The organism is Saccharopolyspora rectivirgula DSM 43747 (genome assembly GCF_000497205.1).
Classification (GTDB): domain Bacteria; phylum Actinomycetota; class Actinomycetes; order Mycobacteriales; family Pseudonocardiaceae; genus Saccharopolyspora; species Saccharopolyspora rectivirgula.
Genome location: NZ_AYJW01000019.1, coordinates 1 through 15,935, shown reverse-complemented (window position 1 = coordinate 15,935; position 15,935 = coordinate 1). Strand labels below are relative to the sequence as shown.

Annotated in this window: 11 protein-coding genes; 9 read left to right on the top strand and 2 right to left on the bottom strand. The window is 69.5% G+C overall.

All coding sequences use genetic code 11. The annotated features are described in order from the left end of the window. Window positions 1–472 precede the first annotated feature (472 nt). Entirely contained in the window at window positions 473–2,005 is a 1,533-nt protein-coding gene (locus tag SREC43747_RS0107465) for an amino acid permease (protein ID WP_029720536.1), read from the top strand. Between the two features lie 67 nt (window positions 2,006–2,072). Here SREC43747_RS0107465 and SREC43747_RS22150 read toward each other — a convergent pair whose 3' ends face one another. Further along, window positions 2,073–4,622 (bottom strand): lipase family protein, encoded by a 2,550-nt coding sequence (locus SREC43747_RS22150; RefSeq protein ID WP_037331540.1) that lies wholly within the window; start codon window positions 4,620–4,622, stop codon window positions 2,073–2,075. Window positions 4,623–4,786: 164 nt separating this feature from the next. On the opposite strand from SREC43747_RS22150, the gene SREC43747_RS0107450 reads away from it, so the two are divergent. The 7 genes from SREC43747_RS0107450 to secA all read left to right on the top strand — a co-directional run bounded on the left by SREC43747_RS0107450 (window position 4,787) and on the right by secA (window position 14,761). Beyond that, entirely contained in the window at window positions 4,787–5,434 is a 648-nt protein-coding gene (locus tag SREC43747_RS0107450) for a dTMP kinase (protein ID WP_029720535.1), read from the top strand. A 226-nt stretch (window positions 5,435–5,660) separates the two neighbouring features. Continuing rightward, the gene (gene mtrA / locus SREC43747_RS0107445) at window positions 5,661–6,338 is read left to right on the top strand and encodes an MtrAB system response regulator MtrA (RefSeq protein ID WP_029720534.1); all 678 of its coding nucleotides are present in this window, start codon (window positions 5,661–5,663) and stop codon (window positions 6,336–6,338) included. A 97-nt stretch (window positions 6,339–6,435) separates the two neighbouring features. Continuing rightward, window positions 6,436–8,187: an MtrAB system histidine kinase MtrB gene (gene mtrB, locus SREC43747_RS0107440; RefSeq protein ID WP_029720533.1), complete on the top strand. Its 1,752-nt coding sequence runs from the start codon at window positions 6,436–6,438 to the stop codon at window positions 8,185–8,187. Then, a complete protein-coding gene (locus SREC43747_RS0107435; RefSeq protein ID WP_029720532.1) occupies window positions 8,184–9,905 on the top strand; it encodes an LpqB family beta-propeller domain-containing protein in 1,722 nt (573 codons plus the stop codon). Before mtrB ends, SREC43747_RS0107435 begins: the two co-directional genes overlap by 4 nt. A 49-nt stretch (window positions 9,906–9,954) precedes the next feature. Then, entirely contained in the window at window positions 9,955–10,641 is a 687-nt protein-coding gene (locus SREC43747_RS0107430; protein ID WP_236623073.1) for a ComF family protein, read from the top strand. A gap of 389 nt (window positions 10,642–11,030) precedes the next feature. Continuing rightward, complete coding sequence (gene hpf, locus SREC43747_RS0107425) at window positions 11,031–11,687, top strand: ribosome hibernation-promoting factor, HPF/YfiA family (RefSeq protein ID WP_029720530.1); 657 nt, start codon at window positions 11,031–11,033, stop codon at window positions 11,685–11,687. Between the two features lie 173 nt (window positions 11,688–11,860). Further along, window positions 11,861–14,761 carry a preprotein translocase subunit SecA gene (gene secA / locus SREC43747_RS0107420; RefSeq protein WP_029720529.1) on the top strand — a complete coding sequence of 967 codons (2,901 nt, stop codon included), beginning with the start codon at window positions 11,861–11,863 and terminating at the stop codon, window positions 14,759–14,761. On the opposite strand, the gene SREC43747_RS0107415 is transcribed toward secA, so the two are convergent. Then, window positions 14,762–15,118, bottom strand: coding sequence for an Rv3235 family protein (locus SREC43747_RS0107415; RefSeq protein ID WP_029720528.1), 357 nt, complete (start codon window positions 15,116–15,118; stop codon window positions 14,762–14,764). 111 nt (window positions 15,119–15,229) lie between these two features. On the opposite strand from SREC43747_RS0107415, the gene SREC43747_RS0107410 reads away from it, so the two are divergent. Beyond that, complete coding sequence (locus SREC43747_RS0107410) at window positions 15,230–15,634, top strand: HAD-IA family hydrolase (protein WP_029720527.1); 405 nt, start codon at window positions 15,230–15,232, stop codon at window positions 15,632–15,634. The last annotated feature ends 301 nt before the right edge of the window (window positions 15,635–15,935 follow it).

Below are 15,935 nucleotides of genomic sequence, written 5' to 3'. Positions count from 1 at the left end.
CTGTTCGCATCCGGTCCAACACTGTCCGCATTGGATCGTCAGTTCGCGTCCCGCTTCGCGTTGTGCTCGCCCCGCCTCGTCCTTACTCTGGCGGGAAATCGCCGGTGGCCAGCGGTAGTGACGCAACTAAAGGCCGAGAGGGGGCAGCACGTGACCAGCATCCGGACGCAGTACCTTGAGCCGGTGAGTTGCTGGTCGCAGTGAGATTCCAGCTGGCCTCGTCGCTGTCGGTTCCGCAGGTGGCTGCTGGGATCGATGCCGTGCAGGGCTGGGGCCGGATCTGGGCAACGGTGCCCGCGGCAGGACTCATGCATCTGGAGCCTGATCTGCAGGGGGCGACGCTCCGGCTCGTTGAGCCGGGTCACAAGCAGCTAACGAATCGGGGGCGGACTTCTGGTTTGCGCTTTCCGGTTGTAAGACTGCCGCCCAAAAAAGGGCGCGTCCCACCAACTGGACCCACAAGGAGGCGACAGTGCCAGGCACTGGGCTGTGGCGAACTAAGTCGGTTGAACAATCAATCTTAGAAACCGACGAACCGGACACCAAACTCCGGAAGAACCTGGGTACCCGGGACCTGATCGTCTTCGGCGTATCCGTGGTGGTCGGTGCCGGCATCTTCACTTTGGCGGCCAGGACAGCGGGTGACCTCAGCGGTCCTTCCGTGTCGGTGGCTTTCGTGCTGGCCGCGATTGCCTGCGGTTTTGCGGCGCTGTGCTACGCGGAGTTCGCTTCCACCGTGCCAGTAGCGGGCAGCGCCTACACCTACTCCTACGCCACTTTCGGCGAGTTCATCGCGTGGATCATCGGCTGGGACCTGATCCTGGAACTGGCTGTCGCCGCGGCCGCGGTGAGCAAGGGCTGGTCGGTGTACCTTTCCCAAGTTCTGGGAATCGCCGGGGTGGAAGTGCCCACCACGGTCGCGTTGGGTCCGATCGATTTCGACTGGGGAGCCGTCCTGCTCGGAGTGGCGTTGACCACGCTGCTCGCGCTGGGGACCAAGCTCTCCGCACGGGTCAGCCTGGTGATCACCCTCATCAAGGTCGGCGTGGTGCTGCTGGTGATCGTCGTCGGCGCCGCGTACATCAACCCCGACAACTACTCGCCGTTCATCCCGCCCGCCAAGGCCGCGGAGGAATCCGGCCCGGCCATCGAGCAGTCCCTGCTGTCGCTGCTGCTGGGCGGTGAAACCAGCACGTACGGCGTGTTCGGCCTGCTCGCCGCAGCCTCGCTCGTCTTCTTCGCCTTCATCGGCTTCGACGTGGTCGCCACCACCGCGGAGGAGACCAAGAACCCGCAGCGGGACGCGCCGCGCGGCATCTTCGGCACGCTGCTCATCGTCACCGTGCTCTACGTCGCGGTCGCCCTCGTGGTCACCGGCATGGTCCCGTACACCGAGCTGGCCACCGGGGAGGACGGCACGCACGCCACCCTGGCCACCGCCTTCTCCCAGCACGGCATCACCTGGGCGGCCACCATCATCTCGGTCGGCGCCCTGGTTGGTCTGACCACAGTGGTCATGGTGATGATGCTCGGCCAGATCCGGGTGCTGTTCGCGATGTCCCGCGACGGCCTCATGCCGCGCGTGCTGGCCAAGACCGACCCGAAGCGGGGCACCCCGGCCCGGGCCACCATCCTGGTCGGTGTGGCGGTCGTGCTGGGCGCCGGCTTCTTCCCGGCCGACAAGCTCGAGGAAATGGTCAACGTGGGCACCCTGTTCGCGTTCATCCTGGTCTCGGCCGGGGTGATCGTGCTGCGCAAGACCCGCCCCGAGCTGCCGCGCGGGTTCCGGGTGCCGATGGTGCCCCTGGTGCCGATCCTGTCCATCCTGGTCTGCCTGTGGCTGATGCTGAACCTGACCGCGCTGACCTGGGTGCGGTTCCTGGTGTGGATGGCCGCCGGCGTGGTGATCTACTTCGCGTACAGCCGCTCGCACTCCCGACTGGGCCGGGGCGAGCTGGACGAACTGGCCGCCGAGGTGGAACAGCAACCGGAGACCACGAAGTAGTGGTCCAGGTGCGAGGAGCGGCGCTGCCCGGTGGGGCGGCGCCGCTCTTCTCACCGCTCAGCGGATCTCAGTGCTTGGCGGGCCACAGCTGGGCCGCCCGCTCCCACGGCGCGACCCGACCGCGAGGATCGGTCGCCTCGGGAGCCGCCGGCGCCCTCCGAACGGCCGCCGGCTTCGCGGCTTCGCGAGCCATCAGCTCGGTCACCCGCGGCCGCGTCCGCTCGGCCGTTGCCGTGGCGGGCGCGCCCGAGCCGCCCTCGGGCTCCTCCGGTTCGGGCTCCGGCTGCTCCGGTTCGGGCTCCGGTTGTTCCGGCACGGCCGTGCTGCTCGGCGAAGTCAGCCCGGCCGCCATCGCCACCGCCCGGTCCCACTCCGGATCTCCGCTGTACTCGCCGTGGCCCAGCACCCCGGGCATCCACCGGCGAGCGGACACCGGCCCGCGCAGCGGATCCGGCAACCAGTGCTCGCCCCCCAGCACCAACGCCCCGGTCGGGCCGCGCGCCGCCGCTGGCAGCGGACCTTCGGTGCCGTCGGCCCGGAAACCGACACCGAGCAGCATCCCCGAGTAGACCTGCCGGTTCCACGTGGTGACCGCCCCGCCGATCGGATCGGTGCCCCGGCACAGCGACCGCCAGCGCCCGTTCAACGCCCCGGACAGCTCCCGCAGCGACGCGGGAGGCACCGCGCCGGGAAAACCGCGCGCGTACGCCCACTGCAGCGGGGACCCGGCCGTCAGCAGACCCACCCGTTCCCGGTCGGCCGGCTCCAGCGACTCCAGCAGTCGAGCGGCGGCCACCACGGCCAGCAGCGAACCCTGGCTGTGCCCGGCCAGCACCACCCGCGTGTCCGGGTCCTCCAGGTGCTCGGCGGCCCGGGCCGCCAACTCCGGGATCACCTTCAACGCGTAGCACGGCGGCACGATCGGATGCGCCTCGCGCGGCCAGAACAGGGTCAGATCAGCGAGGATCCCCAGGTAGCGCGCCGCGTTCCGCCGGTGGGCCGCCAAGAACACCATGCGCAGCAGCGAACCCGCCAGCGCCGCCAAGCAAGCCACCCCGAGACCGAGCAGCCAGTCCCACCACACCCACGGCCGCGCGCCCAGCATCCGGGCCAGCACGGTCGGCACCGCGCTCACCGCCAGGGCAGCCACCAGCAGCAACAGCACGCAGTGCAAGTAGCGGCGCTGGAAATCGGCCCGCCGCCACGCCTTCGCCGCGGTTTCCTGGTCCTCCTTGCGGCCCGCGTGCAACAGCGCCACCTCGGCCGGCACCGGCTGCCCGCGGCGGGACTCCCGCCACCGCTGGACCAGCAGCCAGCACGACCCGCCGAGCACCCCGAGCAGCATCACCAGGGCGGTGCACCCCCAGAAAGCGGCCACATCGGAGTAAGCCGCCGGCAGCACCAGCTCCGGGTGGTCCAGGCTGCGACGCAGCGCCAACCCCAAGCCGCTGCCGAAACCAGCCCCCAACAGCGCCGCCAGCATCAGCACCGGCGCGCTCATCCAGCCACCGGCCCACGGCCGCAGCTGGCGCGGCAACGAAGCCCAAGAACGGCGGGCCAGCAGCGCCGCGGGCACCAGCAGCACCGCCACCGCGGCGCAGCTCCCGGCCAGCGCCGCGGTGATCACGTCGATCGTCGAGGACGAGCCGGGCAGCGGGCCGCGCAGCTGCCCGGGGACCAGCGCGACCAGCGCCAGCACCGCCCCGGACACCGCCAGCAGGGAACGCGTCAGCACGCGCGCCGGCAGCGCCGACCAGATCCGGCGCACCCCGGCGCGACCCGTGGGATCGTCCAGCAGCAGCGTGCCGACCAAGCTCAACACCAGCAGCGCTGCCGCGACCAACCAGCGCGGATCCCAACTGAACGCCAGCGGCCCGCCCAACGCCAGCAACGACACGGTGGACATGGCCGCGGTGATGTGCAGCGTCCGCAGCAACGGCGTGTCCGGATCGGGCACCACGTTCTGCCCGGGCAGCACCGGGGCCTGCGCCGGATGCGGCGAACGCCCCGGCTCCTCGGTGGAAACTTCCCAGGAAACGCTGGCCAGCCAGTGCATCAGGAAAGCCAGCAGGGCCACCGGCAACAACCCCACCAGCGAGCGCAGCACCGGAACCCGCAGCTGATCGGGCACCGCCGGCATGCACCCGGTGCCCGGCGCCAAGCACTGGGCGGCCACCAAGTCCAGTGTGGCCACCGCCAGCTGCGCCACCAGCAGCATGGTCAACAGCAGCGAGGACAGCCGCAGCAGCGCCCGCAACGAGCTCGCCAGCACCCGGCTCACCGGGTGGTCCGCCCGGTGCGGCGGCAACATCCAGTGCGCCACGTTGGCCAGGGCGAACGGGAAGAGCAGCGCCCAAGCCGCCTTGGCCAGGCCACCCGAGGTCATGCCGCCCCAGACGTAGCCCTCCACGATCCGCGGCACGCTGCGGTCCCCCACTCGCAGCGCGGGCCCTGCCACCGGCCGCAGCAAGCGGTCCGCCGGCCGGACGATCCGCCCCACCCCGTCTCCGGCGACGTCCACCGAAGCGACCGAGTCGGTCAGCTCATCGCCCGTGGTGCCAAGGATTCCGTGCACCCGCAGCTCGACAACGCGGGTGTCGGGCCCAGGTTGCTGCACTGGCCCTCCCTACCGGCTCAGATCGTTACGGCGCTGCTGATTCTCCCCCGCCGAGCGCGCCCTCGCGATCTTGTCGGCGCGATTGTGACCGCTTCGCTCCCGCCCGCGCAGCGCGGCGGACTGCCGCGGGAAGCGCTCAACCGCCTGAGATACCGTCGTGGCCCGTGGGACGACTCGTGGTCATCGAAGGACTCGACGGCGCCGGAAAGCGAACCCTGGCCAACGGCCTGGAACAGGAACTGGGGCGCCGCGGGCGCAGCGTCACCCGCGCTGCCTTCCCCCGCTACGCGCAGGACGTGCACGCCGAACTCGTCGCCGAAGCGCTGCACGGCCAGCACGGCGACCTCGGCAGCTCGGTGTACGGCATGGCCGTCCTGTACGCGCTCGACCGCCGCGGCGCGATCGAGGACCTGCGGCGCGCGATCGAATCCAGCGACGTCGTCCTCCTCGACCGCTACGTCGCCTCCAACGCCGCCTACGGTGCCGCCCGCCTGCACCAGGGCGCCGACGGCGAATTCGTCGAGTGGGTGCGGCAGCTGGAGGTCGAACGCTTCGGCCTGCCCCGGCCGGACCTGCAAATCCTGTTGGACGTCCCGGTCGACGTCGCGGCCGGCCGAGCGCAGCACCGGGAGCGGACCGAACAGCACCGGCGCCGCGACAACTTCGAGTCCGACGCGGACCTGCAGCAGCGCTGCGGCCAGGTGTACCGGCAGCTGGCCGCAGCGCACTGGTGGTCTCCCTGGACCACGGTGGACGGGGCCGGTCAGCCCAACTCCGCTGCGCTGGTCGAGCAGCACCTGCTGGACACCTGAAGTGATCGGGCGGACACCGGAAGTGTTCGTCCGAGGTGCCCCGCTGCGCCGCGCACCGCCTCCGACCAGCCAGCCCCGGAGTCGGGAGCAACGGTGTTTTCCCAGCTCAACGGCTGCTCTGTTCGGCCGTCACCACTGCGCCGAACAGCCGCATCCGCCGCGACCTGCGGTGACGATTAGCGGGTGGATGCACAGCTTACGAGTGACAAGTGCAACCATGTTGGGCATGAAGGCACGCGTGCTCGTGGTGGACGATGATCCGGCTCTGGCCGAAATGCTGACCATCGTGCTCCGGGGAGAGGGGTTCGAGACCGCCGTAGTCAGTGACGGCACCAAGGCGCTGCCTGCCCTCCGGGAGCTCAAGCCAGACCTGGTTCTGCTGGACCTCATGCTGCCCGGGATGAACGGCATCGACGTCTGCAAGGCCATCCGCAGCGAGTCCGTGGTGCCGATCGTGATGTTGACCGCCAAGAGCGACACGGTCGATGTCGTGCTCGGCCTCGAATCCGGTGCCGACGACTACGTCGTCAAACCGTTCAAACCCAAAGAGCTCGTCGCCCGGCTGCGTGCCCGTTTGCGTCGCACCGACGCCGAACCCGCTGAGATCCTCACCATCGGCGACATCACCATCGACGTCCCGGGGCACGAAGTCACCCGCGACGGCCAGCCGATCCAACTGACTCCGCTGGAGTTCGACCTGCTGGTGGCGCTGGCCCGCAAGCCCCGCCAGGTCTTCACCCGGGAAGTGCTGCTCGAACAGGTCTGGGGCTACCGGCACGCAGCGGACACCAGGCTGGTCAACGTGCACGTCCAGCGACTGCGGTCCAAAGTCGAGCGAGACCCGGAGCGACCCGAGATCGTGCTCACCGTCCGCGGTGTCGGCTACAAGGCCGGCCCGCCGTGATAGAACCACTGCGCCGCAGCGCCTGCCCGATCGGGGCGGGCGCTGCGAACCCCGCAGACCGTGAAGAGGTGGCCGCGGAGGGACGGTTGCCGTGAGCATGTGGACACGTCGAGGACGCGAAGTGTGGCGTTCGGTGGGCCGTGTCCGCGAGTTGGCCGCGCACAAGTGGCGCCAGTTCGAATCGCTGTGGCGCCGTTCCATGCAGCTGCGCATCGTCGTCAGCACGCTCGCGCTGTCCCTCGCCGTGGTCTTCGCGCTCTGCATGGTGCTGCAGTGGCAGATCACCTCCCAGCTGGTGGCGGCCAAGGAGCGCGCGGCCATCACCCAAGCCGAATACAGCCTGCCCACCCTGGAGCGGGAACTCATCGCGGTGGACCCGAACTCCGGCCGCGTCTCGGAACAACTGCAGGCCGCGCTGAACCGGCTCACCACTTCGGCTTCCGGCCAGTCCACCACCGAAACCGTGGCCGGTGCCTTCGACCCCGTGCTCGTCGACGGGCACGCCACCGCGGACCAGCAGTCCTCGGCGGGCCCGGTCGAGGACGTCCCCCAGGAGCTGCGCCGGTTCGTCGAAAAAGGACAGCTCGCCACCCAGATCACCACCGTGGTGCGCAACCACGAACCGATCACCATGCTCGCGGTCGGCACCCCGGTGGACACCGCGACCCGGCCGCTGCAGGCCTACCTGCTGTTCCCGCTCACCGCCGAGCAGCGCACCCTCAGCGTGGTGCAGAGCACCCTGCTCATCGGCGGGGTGGTGCTGCTGGTGCTGCTGGGAGCCATCACGAGCCTGGTGACCCGGCAGGTGGTGCGCCCGGTGCGGCAAGCCGCCCGCATCGCCGAACAGCTGGCCCGCGGCGACCTGGACAAGCGGATGCGGGTGATCGGGGAGGACGACGTGGCCAGGCTGGCCGAGTCGTTCAACGAAATGGCCGACAGCCTCAAGCAGCAGATCACCCAGCTCGAGGAGTTCGGGCAGCTGCAGCGGCGGTTCACCTCCGACGTCTCCCACGAGCTGCGCACCCCGCTGACCACCGTCCGGATGGCCGCGGACGTGCTGCACGCCTCCCGGGAGGAGTTCCCGCCCGGCCTGTCCCGCTCCACCGAGCTGCTCGTCGACGAGCTCGACCGCTTCGAAGCCCTGCTGGCCGACCTGCTGGAGATCTCGCGGCTCGACGCGGGCGTCGCCGAGCTCTCCAAGGAAACGATCAACCTGATCGAGATCACCACCCAAGCCGTCGAATCGCTGCGCGCCATCGCCGACAGCAGCGGGGTGGAACTGCGCATCATCCGGCCCGTCAAGGACGACGCGGAGGTCCCGGAGGAGCAGTTCAGCATCACCGCCGACGCCAGACGAGTGCAGCGGATCATGCGCAACCTGGTCGCCAACGCCATCGACCACGCCGAAGGCGGCCCGGTCGAGATCCGCTTCGGCAGCAGCAAGTCCGCCGTCGCCGTGGCCGTCCGCGACTACGGGGTCGGCCTGAACCCGGGCGAAGCGGAGCTGGTGTTCACCCGGTTCTGGCGGGCTGATCCCTCCCGCAACCGGCGCACCGGTGGCACCGGTCTGGGCCTGTCCATCAGCTTGGAAGACGCCCGGCTGCACGGCGGTTCCCTGGACGCCTGGGGCGAACCCGGCGAGGGCGCCTGCTTCCGGCTCACCCTGCCCCGCCGGGCCGGCGAGAAGATCACCGGCAGCCCGCTGCCCATGCCCGACACCAGGCGCATCGCCGCCCCCGAAGCCCTGCTGGCCACGAACGTCGACGAGTCGACCTCCGCCCACGGCGACACCGAGCAGCGCGACCAAGGGCCCGCGCGATTGTCCGAGAAAGCCTGGGAGCAGGAATGACAACAGGGTCGCTCCGCCGCCTGCTGGCACTGGCAGCCTGCTTGCTCGTGCTCACCGGCTGCGCGTCCATCCCGGAGCACTCCTCGCCCAAAGCCATCAAACGGGTCGACGGGGGCAACGCCTCCGTGGAGATCAGCCCGCCCCCGGAAGGGCTCGACCCGTTCGCCCTGGTGCGCAGCTTCGTCGATTCGGCCGCTTCCCCGGAGAAGGACCACGAAGCCGCCCGCCTGCACCTGGCCGGCAAGGCCGAACGCGACTGGCACCCGCCGGCCGGCCTGCTGCTGCTGACCAACGTCGACACGATCCCCACCCCGCAGACCGGGCCGCAGCCCCGGGGCGTGCAGTCGGTGACCCTGCAGGCGGACAAGGTGGGGCGGCTGCTGCCGGACAGCTCCTTCGTCCCCGAGACCGGGGAGTACACGGTGGAGCTGCGCACCGAGCGGCAACCGAACGGGGAGTGGCGCATCGTCAGCCCCCCGCCGGAGCTCATCGCCAGCCGCTCCTCGTTCGAATCGATCTACCGGCCGGTGCCGGTCTATTTCCTCAACCACAGCCGCACCGCGGTGGTGCCGGACATCCGCTACCTGCCCGCCCAGCCCACCAGCACGCTGCCGCGGCAGGTCATCGACCTGCTCATCGCCGGCCCGTCCAAGGGCATGACCGGGGCGATGCAAACCGCCCTGCCGGAGGGGGTGGGCACCACGACCAACACCAGCGAGTCCCCCGACGCGGCCCTGGAGGTCAACTTCACCAACCTCGGCGACATCAGCTTGGAAACCCGGCGGTTGATCGCCGCCCAAGTGGTGTTGTCCCTGCAGAGCGTGTCCAGCGCGCGGGTGCGGTTGATGGAGGAGGGCTCCGCGCTGCTGCCGGAGAAGAAGGACCTGCGCCCCTCCGACGTCCAGCAGTACTCGACCGACTTCTGGCCCCGCCCGGACCTGCCCGGGCTCGCCGTGGTGGACGAACGGCTGGTGTACCTGGACAGCAACGCCAACCCGGTGCCGGGGGCGGCCGGCAGCGGCGAGCTCGACATCGTGCGGGCCGGCCAGTCCCCGGACGGCAAGTGGTTGGCCGCGGTGACCCGGCGCCCCGAGGGGGTCGCGCTGCGGATCGGCGCGTTCGGCGAGAACCTGCCCGAACTGCCCGTGACCGGGAGCTTCATGAGCAAACCCACCTGGCGCGGCTCCTCGGAGGTGTGGACCGTCGTCGACGGGCGGAACATCGTTCGGGCCGTGCGCACCGCCGACGGCTGGCAGCTCGGCCGGGTGGACGGCCGCCAGCTCGCCGGCGACCAGCCGGTCGCCGAACTGCGCGTTTCCCGCGACGGTACCCGGGTGGCCGCCGTGGTCGGCGGTGATGTCGTGGTGGCCGGGGTGGTGGAGGACGGCGACCAGGTCACCCTGCAGCGCCCCGTCGTCCTGCAGCCCCCCGGTGCGCAGCAGGTGACCCGCCTCGAGTGGCGGCAGGCCGACTTCCTGGTCGCGCTCACCGACAGCAACAGCAGGTTCGTCTACGACGTCACCGTGGACGGCTACCAGTGGAACGCCTACACCGCGTCCAACCTCGGTCAGCCGCTCAACGCGGTCACCGTTGCCCCGGACGGGCGGGTGATCGTCGCCGACCGCAGCGGGCTGTGGCAGGCCACGGACACCGACGACGTGTGGTCGCTGCTGTCGGTGCCCATCGGAGGCGGCTCGCTGCCGTTCTACCCGGGCTGATCCGACACGCCCCGGTGAGTCGGACCGCCGTTTCCGGCACGCTCGCCGCGTGCGCCATCTGCTGGGAAGAGCCGGTTCCGCGGTGCTCGACCTGCTGCTGCCGCTGCACTGCGCCGGGTGCGCCGCGCCGGCGACCGCGTGGTGCCAGCGGTGCGCGAGCGCCCTGGGCGGGCTGCACCGCATCCACCGCCCGCTGGTGGTGGACGGCCCGCCGATGTACGCGCTGGGCGCCTACCGAGCGGCGGCCCGGCGCGCGGTGCTGGCCTACAAGGAGTCCGGTCGGCGGCAGCTGGCGGCCCCGCTGGCCCGCCAGCTGGCCGTCGGGTTGGTCGGCCTAGCCCCGAGGCTGCGGCTCGGTCCCGGAACGCTGCTGGTCCCGGCGCCGTCCCGGGCGGTGGCGGCCCGCCGCCGCGGCGGTTCGCACATGACCCGGCTGGCCCGCCAGCTCGCCGCCGAGCTGCCCGACTGGGAGCTGCGGGTGGCGGACTGCTTGCGGATCGCGCACCGGGCGGCCGATTCCGCCGCGCTCGACCCGCAGCAGCGGTTGCGCAACCTCGCCGGCAACGTCCGGCTCCGCCCGGGACGGCTGCCCGCGCGCCCGGTGGAGGCCGTGCTGCTGGACGACGTCATCACCACCGGGGCAACCGTCGCCAGTTGTTCGCGGGCGCTGCGGACGACTCCGGTTCGGGTGCGCGCGGTGCTGAGCTTGACCGCCACCGCCGGGCCGCGCGGCTGAACCGGTCCAGCACATCTCTGATCGAATTCGGAACCCATCGCCTCTTCCGGGACGTTTCCCAAGTGGGGAAGCAGGCGATCCAAGAAGCAAGCGTGGCCCCAACAGGAGACGCGGAAGAGTGATGTTTGCCGAAACGGTCGCCGGGGAACCGGGCACGGTGCGTGGCGCGGGAGCGGCGACTTTCGAGCGTCATCACACTTTCGGGCGGTCTGACTTCCCCCACCGTGGGGGATGTCACAAAAAGATAAACCACGCTAGCGTGCTGGTAACTCCAGCCGGCTCGGGCGACGGGAAGGAGGGAATGACCACGTTCCTGGCGCCGGAGTGAGCTGAGCCTTCACGCCCCGGCGCCGCTGTACGCACCTCTACTTCGGAATCGGAGGTCGTGAATGGACATCGTCGTCAAGGGGCGCAACGTTGAGATCCCCGAGCACTACCGGGAGACCGTCAACACCAAGCTGGCCCGGCTCGAGCGGTACGACCGAAAGGCAATCCGGGCGGACGTGGAACTCCTCCACGAACGCAACCCCAGGCAGGCCAAGAACTGCCAGCGAGTGGAAATTACCCTGGTAGGCAAAGGGGCGCCAGTCCGAGCGGAAGCCAGCGCGGGTGACTTCTACGCCGCTCTCGACGTGGCGATCAACAGGCTGGAGACCCGCCTCAAGCGCAAACTTGACCGCAGGAAGGTCCATTACGGTCAGCGCAGCCCGGTTTCCGTGGCAGAGGCGACAGCGGCGGCCGCGCAGGGCGGCAGCACCGCTCGCCAGGGCACCGCGCTCCTGGAATCACCTGCTGAGACGAGCCTGGCGGAAGAAGTTCCAGAACAGAGCCGTTCCGCTGAGGAGAGCTACGAGCCCGGGCGCATCGTTCGGGTGAAAGAGCACCCGGCTCACCCCATGACGGTGGACCAGGCCCTCTACGAGATGGAGCTCGTCGGTCACGACTTCTACTTGTTCAACGATGCTGAGTCCGGCAAACCCAGCGTGGTATACCGGCGCAAGGGGTTTGACTACGGATTGATCAGACTCGACGAGCAAGCCCACTAGCAGGCGAGTCTGTGCCAATCGTCAACCTCGTGGCTGTCCCCCGCGTACGGTAGAGCGCGGGGGACAGCCACGTGCGCCCCGTGCCGGAGAAGCCTTCCAGGCCCCGGCTCTAATACCATGACCACAAAGCGTCCGTGACGGACGCGTCACGATCAGCTAGCGAGGTCGACCGGATGGTCCTGTCCCGACTGCTCCGCGCCGGCGAAGGCAAGATGCTCAAACGCCTGCGCGCCTACGCAGCGAAGATCAACGAGATCGAAGACGACGTCGTCGCGCTGTCCGACGCCGAGCTGCGGGGCAAGACCGACGAGTTCAAACGACGCTACCAGGACGGCGAAAGCCTGGATTCGATGCTGGTCGAAGCCTTCGCGGTCGCCCGGGAAGGCGCCCGCCGCACCCTCGGGCAGCGGCACTACGACGTCCAGCTGATGGGTGGTCTTGCTCTGCACTTCGGCCAGATCGCCGAGATGAAAACGGGTGAGGGGAAGACCCTCACCTGCGTGCTCCCGGCCTACCTCAACGCCATCAGCGGCAAAGGCGTGCACGTCGTCACCGTCAACGACTACCTGGCCCGCCGCGACGCCGAGTGGATGGGCCGCGTGCACCGCTTCCTCGGCCTGGAAGTCGGAGCCATCCTGGCCGACATGACGCCCGACCAGCGGCGCAAGGCCTACGCCGCGGACATCACCTACGGCACCAACAACGAGTTCGGCTTCGACTACCTCCGCGACAACATGGCCTGGAGCCTGTCCGACTGCGTGCAGCGCGGGCACAACTACGCCATCGTCGACGAGGTCGACTCGATCCTGATCGACGAGGCCCGCACCCCGCTGATCATCTCCGGGCCCGCCGACCAGTCCTCCCGCTGGTACCAGGAGTTCGCCAGGCTCGCCCCGATGATGCAGCGCGACGTCCACTACGAGGTGGACGAGCGCAAGCGCACCGTCGGCGTCACCGAAGAAGGCGTCGCCTTCATCGAGGACCAGCTCGGCATCGACAACCTCTACGAAGCGGCCAACACCCCGCTCGTCGGCTACCTCAACAACGCGCTGAAGGCCAAAGAGCTCTACAAGCGCGACAAGGACTACATCGTCCGCAACGGCGAAGTCATGATCGTCGACGAGTTCACCGGCCGCATCCTGGCCGGGCGCCGCTACAACGAGGGCATGCACCAGGCCATCGAGGCCAAAGAAGGCGTCGAGATCAAAGCCGAGAACCAGACGCTGGCCACGATCACCCTGCAGAACTACTTCCGGCTCTACGACAAGCTCGCCGGCATGACCGGTACCGCGGAGACCGAGGCGGCCGAATTCCAAGCCACCTACGGGCTCGGCGTGGTGCCGATCCCCACCAACGAGCCGATGATCCGCATCGACCAGCCCGACCTGGTCTACAAGACCGAGAAGGCCAAGTTCGAGGCGGTCGCCGAAGACATCGAGGAACGGCACCGCAAGGGCCAGCCGGTGCTCGTCGGCACCACCAGCGTGGAACGCTCCGAATACCTGTCGAAGCTGCTGACCAAGCGCGGCATCCCGCACAGCGTGCTCAACGCCAAGAACCACGAACGGGAAGCCGCGATCATCGCCGAAGCCGGGCGCAAGGGCGCGGTCACCGTGGCCACCAACATGGCCGGCCGCGGCACCGACATCGTGCTCGGCGGCAACGTGGACCACCTGGCCGACGCCGAACTGCGCCGCCGCGGCCTGGACCCGGTGCGCAACCGCGAGGAGTACGAGAGCGAGTGGCCCAAGGTCGTCGAGAAGATCAAGGCCCAGGCCGAAGCTGAAGCGGCCGAAGTCCGCGAGCTCGGCGGCCTCTACGTGCTCGGCACCGAACGCCACGAATCCCGCCGCATCGACAACCAGCTGCGCGGCCGCTCCGGCCGGCAGGGCGACCCGGGCGAATCCCGGTTCTACCTGTCGCTGGGCGACGAACTGATGCGCCGGTTCAACGCCGGAATGGTCGAAGCGGTGATGACCCGGATGAAGGTCCCGGACGACGTGCCGATCGAGCACAAGATGGTCACCCGGGCCATCCGCGGCGCCCAGACCCAGGTCGAGCAGCAGAACATGGAGATCCGCAAGGATGTCCTCAAGTACGACGAGGTGATGAACCAGCAGCGCAAGGTCATCTACGACGAACGGCGCCGCGTGCTGGAGGGCGAAGACCTCAGTGAGCAGGTCAAGAACATGCTCACCGACGTCATCACCGCTTACGTCGATGCGGAGACCGCCGAGGGCTACGCCGAGGACTGGGATCTGCCCAAGCTGTGGACCGCGCTCAAGAGCCTCTACCCGATCACCCTGGACTGGGAGCAGCTCGTCGAGGAGAACGAGGACCTGAGCCGGGACGACCTGCGCAACGCGATCATCGAGGACGCCCTGAAGGCCTACGAGCAGCGCGAGGCCGAGGTCGACGGCAAGGTCGGCAAGGGCGCCATGCGCGAGCTGGAGCGCCGCGTGGTCCTGATCGTGCTCGACCGCAAGTGGCGGGAGCACCTGTACGAGATGGACTACCTCAAGCAGGGCATCGGGCTGCGGGCGATGGCCCAGCGGGACCCGCTGGTGGAATACCGGCGCGAAGGCTACGACCTGTTCAAGACGATGCTGGACGGGTTGAAGGAAGAAGCAGTCAGCTTGCTGTTCAAGGCGCAGGTCGAGGCGGCCGAGCCCGAACAGGCCCCGGAGCTTTCGGTGCCCGTCTCGGTCAGCACCGCCCCGGGCGGTGGGGCCGGCGGAATGGCCGCGGCGCAACCCCAGCAGGCACCGCAAACCCAGCAACGGGGTGGGGCGCAGCAGCAGCCCCGCGCCAAGCAGCGGCCCAAGCACGCGGCGGCCGGACCGGCGATGGCCCAGCTCGGTGGTGCTCCGGGCGTCCCCTCCGCGTTGCGCGGGCAGGGACTGGAAGCGCCGCAGCGCAACAGCGGCCTCAGCTACACCGGCCCGAACGAGTCCGGCAACGCGCAGACCACCCGTGAACCCGGTGGTGCGGCCGGGCCGGCGGCCAGGGGAGCCAGCCGTCGCGAACGTCGAGCGGCCGCGCGCGCCCAGGCCAAGAAGAACAAGCGGCGCTGATCAGAGCAGGGCCAGCATGGTGCACAGCCACCGGCTGGCCTCCTGCTCCAGCCTCAGCACGACAGCCCGGACCCGGTTGTGCGTGGCGACGACCATGCAGGCCTCCACCCGATGACTGGTGACCAGGCAGGCATGCACCGAGCGCAACCGGTAGTCCGGGCTTTTCGCGGTGTGCGCTCGGGTGGCGGCGAGCAGCCCGGCGACCGGGCCGGACACCCGGTCCCGGATCTGGTGCACCGGACGTCGTCCGGAGAGGACTTCCAGGATCGGGGTGCCGATCCTGGCCGCGAGCGCGCACGCGGAGCGTTCCGCGACCGGGATTCCGTAGTGCGGTCGAGCTGGTAGCGAAGTGGTCACCGTTCCTCCCCGGGATCTCGTCTCGCCCTCCGCGGTAACAGAGGCGGTGACCGCGGGAATCCGGTCGGTTCCAGCCGGGAAGCACCGGAACAGGTGAGCTACGGTGCGCGCGTGGAGTTGCGCGGTTTGCTCGTGGACTGGGGCGGGGTGCTCGACGACCCGGGACCGGGACCGAGCGGATTCCCCTTGGTCGCCGCGGTCCGGCTGATCCGCGACAGCGGTGTGCGCACCGCTCTGGTGTCCAATGCGACTTCGGTGGACGAACGGGTGGACGCGGGGTTGTTCGACGCGGTCGTGATCTCCGCGGAAGCAGGAGTGGCCAAACCGGACCCGGAGATCTACCGGCTCGCCGCCGCGCGGCTCGGTGTTGCGCCGGGCGATTGCGCGTTCGTGGACGACCAAAGGCGCAATGTGGACGGTGCGGTGGCCGCGGGGATGGTCGGTGTGCACCATCGCGACACCGACTCGACGCTCACCGAGCTGGAAATCCTATTCGAGTTGGAATTGCGTCGTTGACCTGGTGTTTTGTTGTTTTGTGGGGGGTGGTGTTCGGCGGTGTTCGGTGGGGGTGTAAATTGTTTTGTGCCAGCGCGGAGCGGGCCGGAATGAGGAGATGAGTTTCGGGCCGGGCGGTGGCTTCCGGAAATACCACCGGGTGGTGGGGTTTTCGGGGTAGGGTTTGAGAAATTGAATTTTTCCGTGGTGCTCCAGCCTGGCTGGGGTGAGCGGCTGCTGCGGTGGTCGGTTCCGGTGTCCGGGGTGGGGATGCCCCCCTGTGAGAGGCCGAAAACGGGGCTGCTAAAGTGGTTGGCGTTCC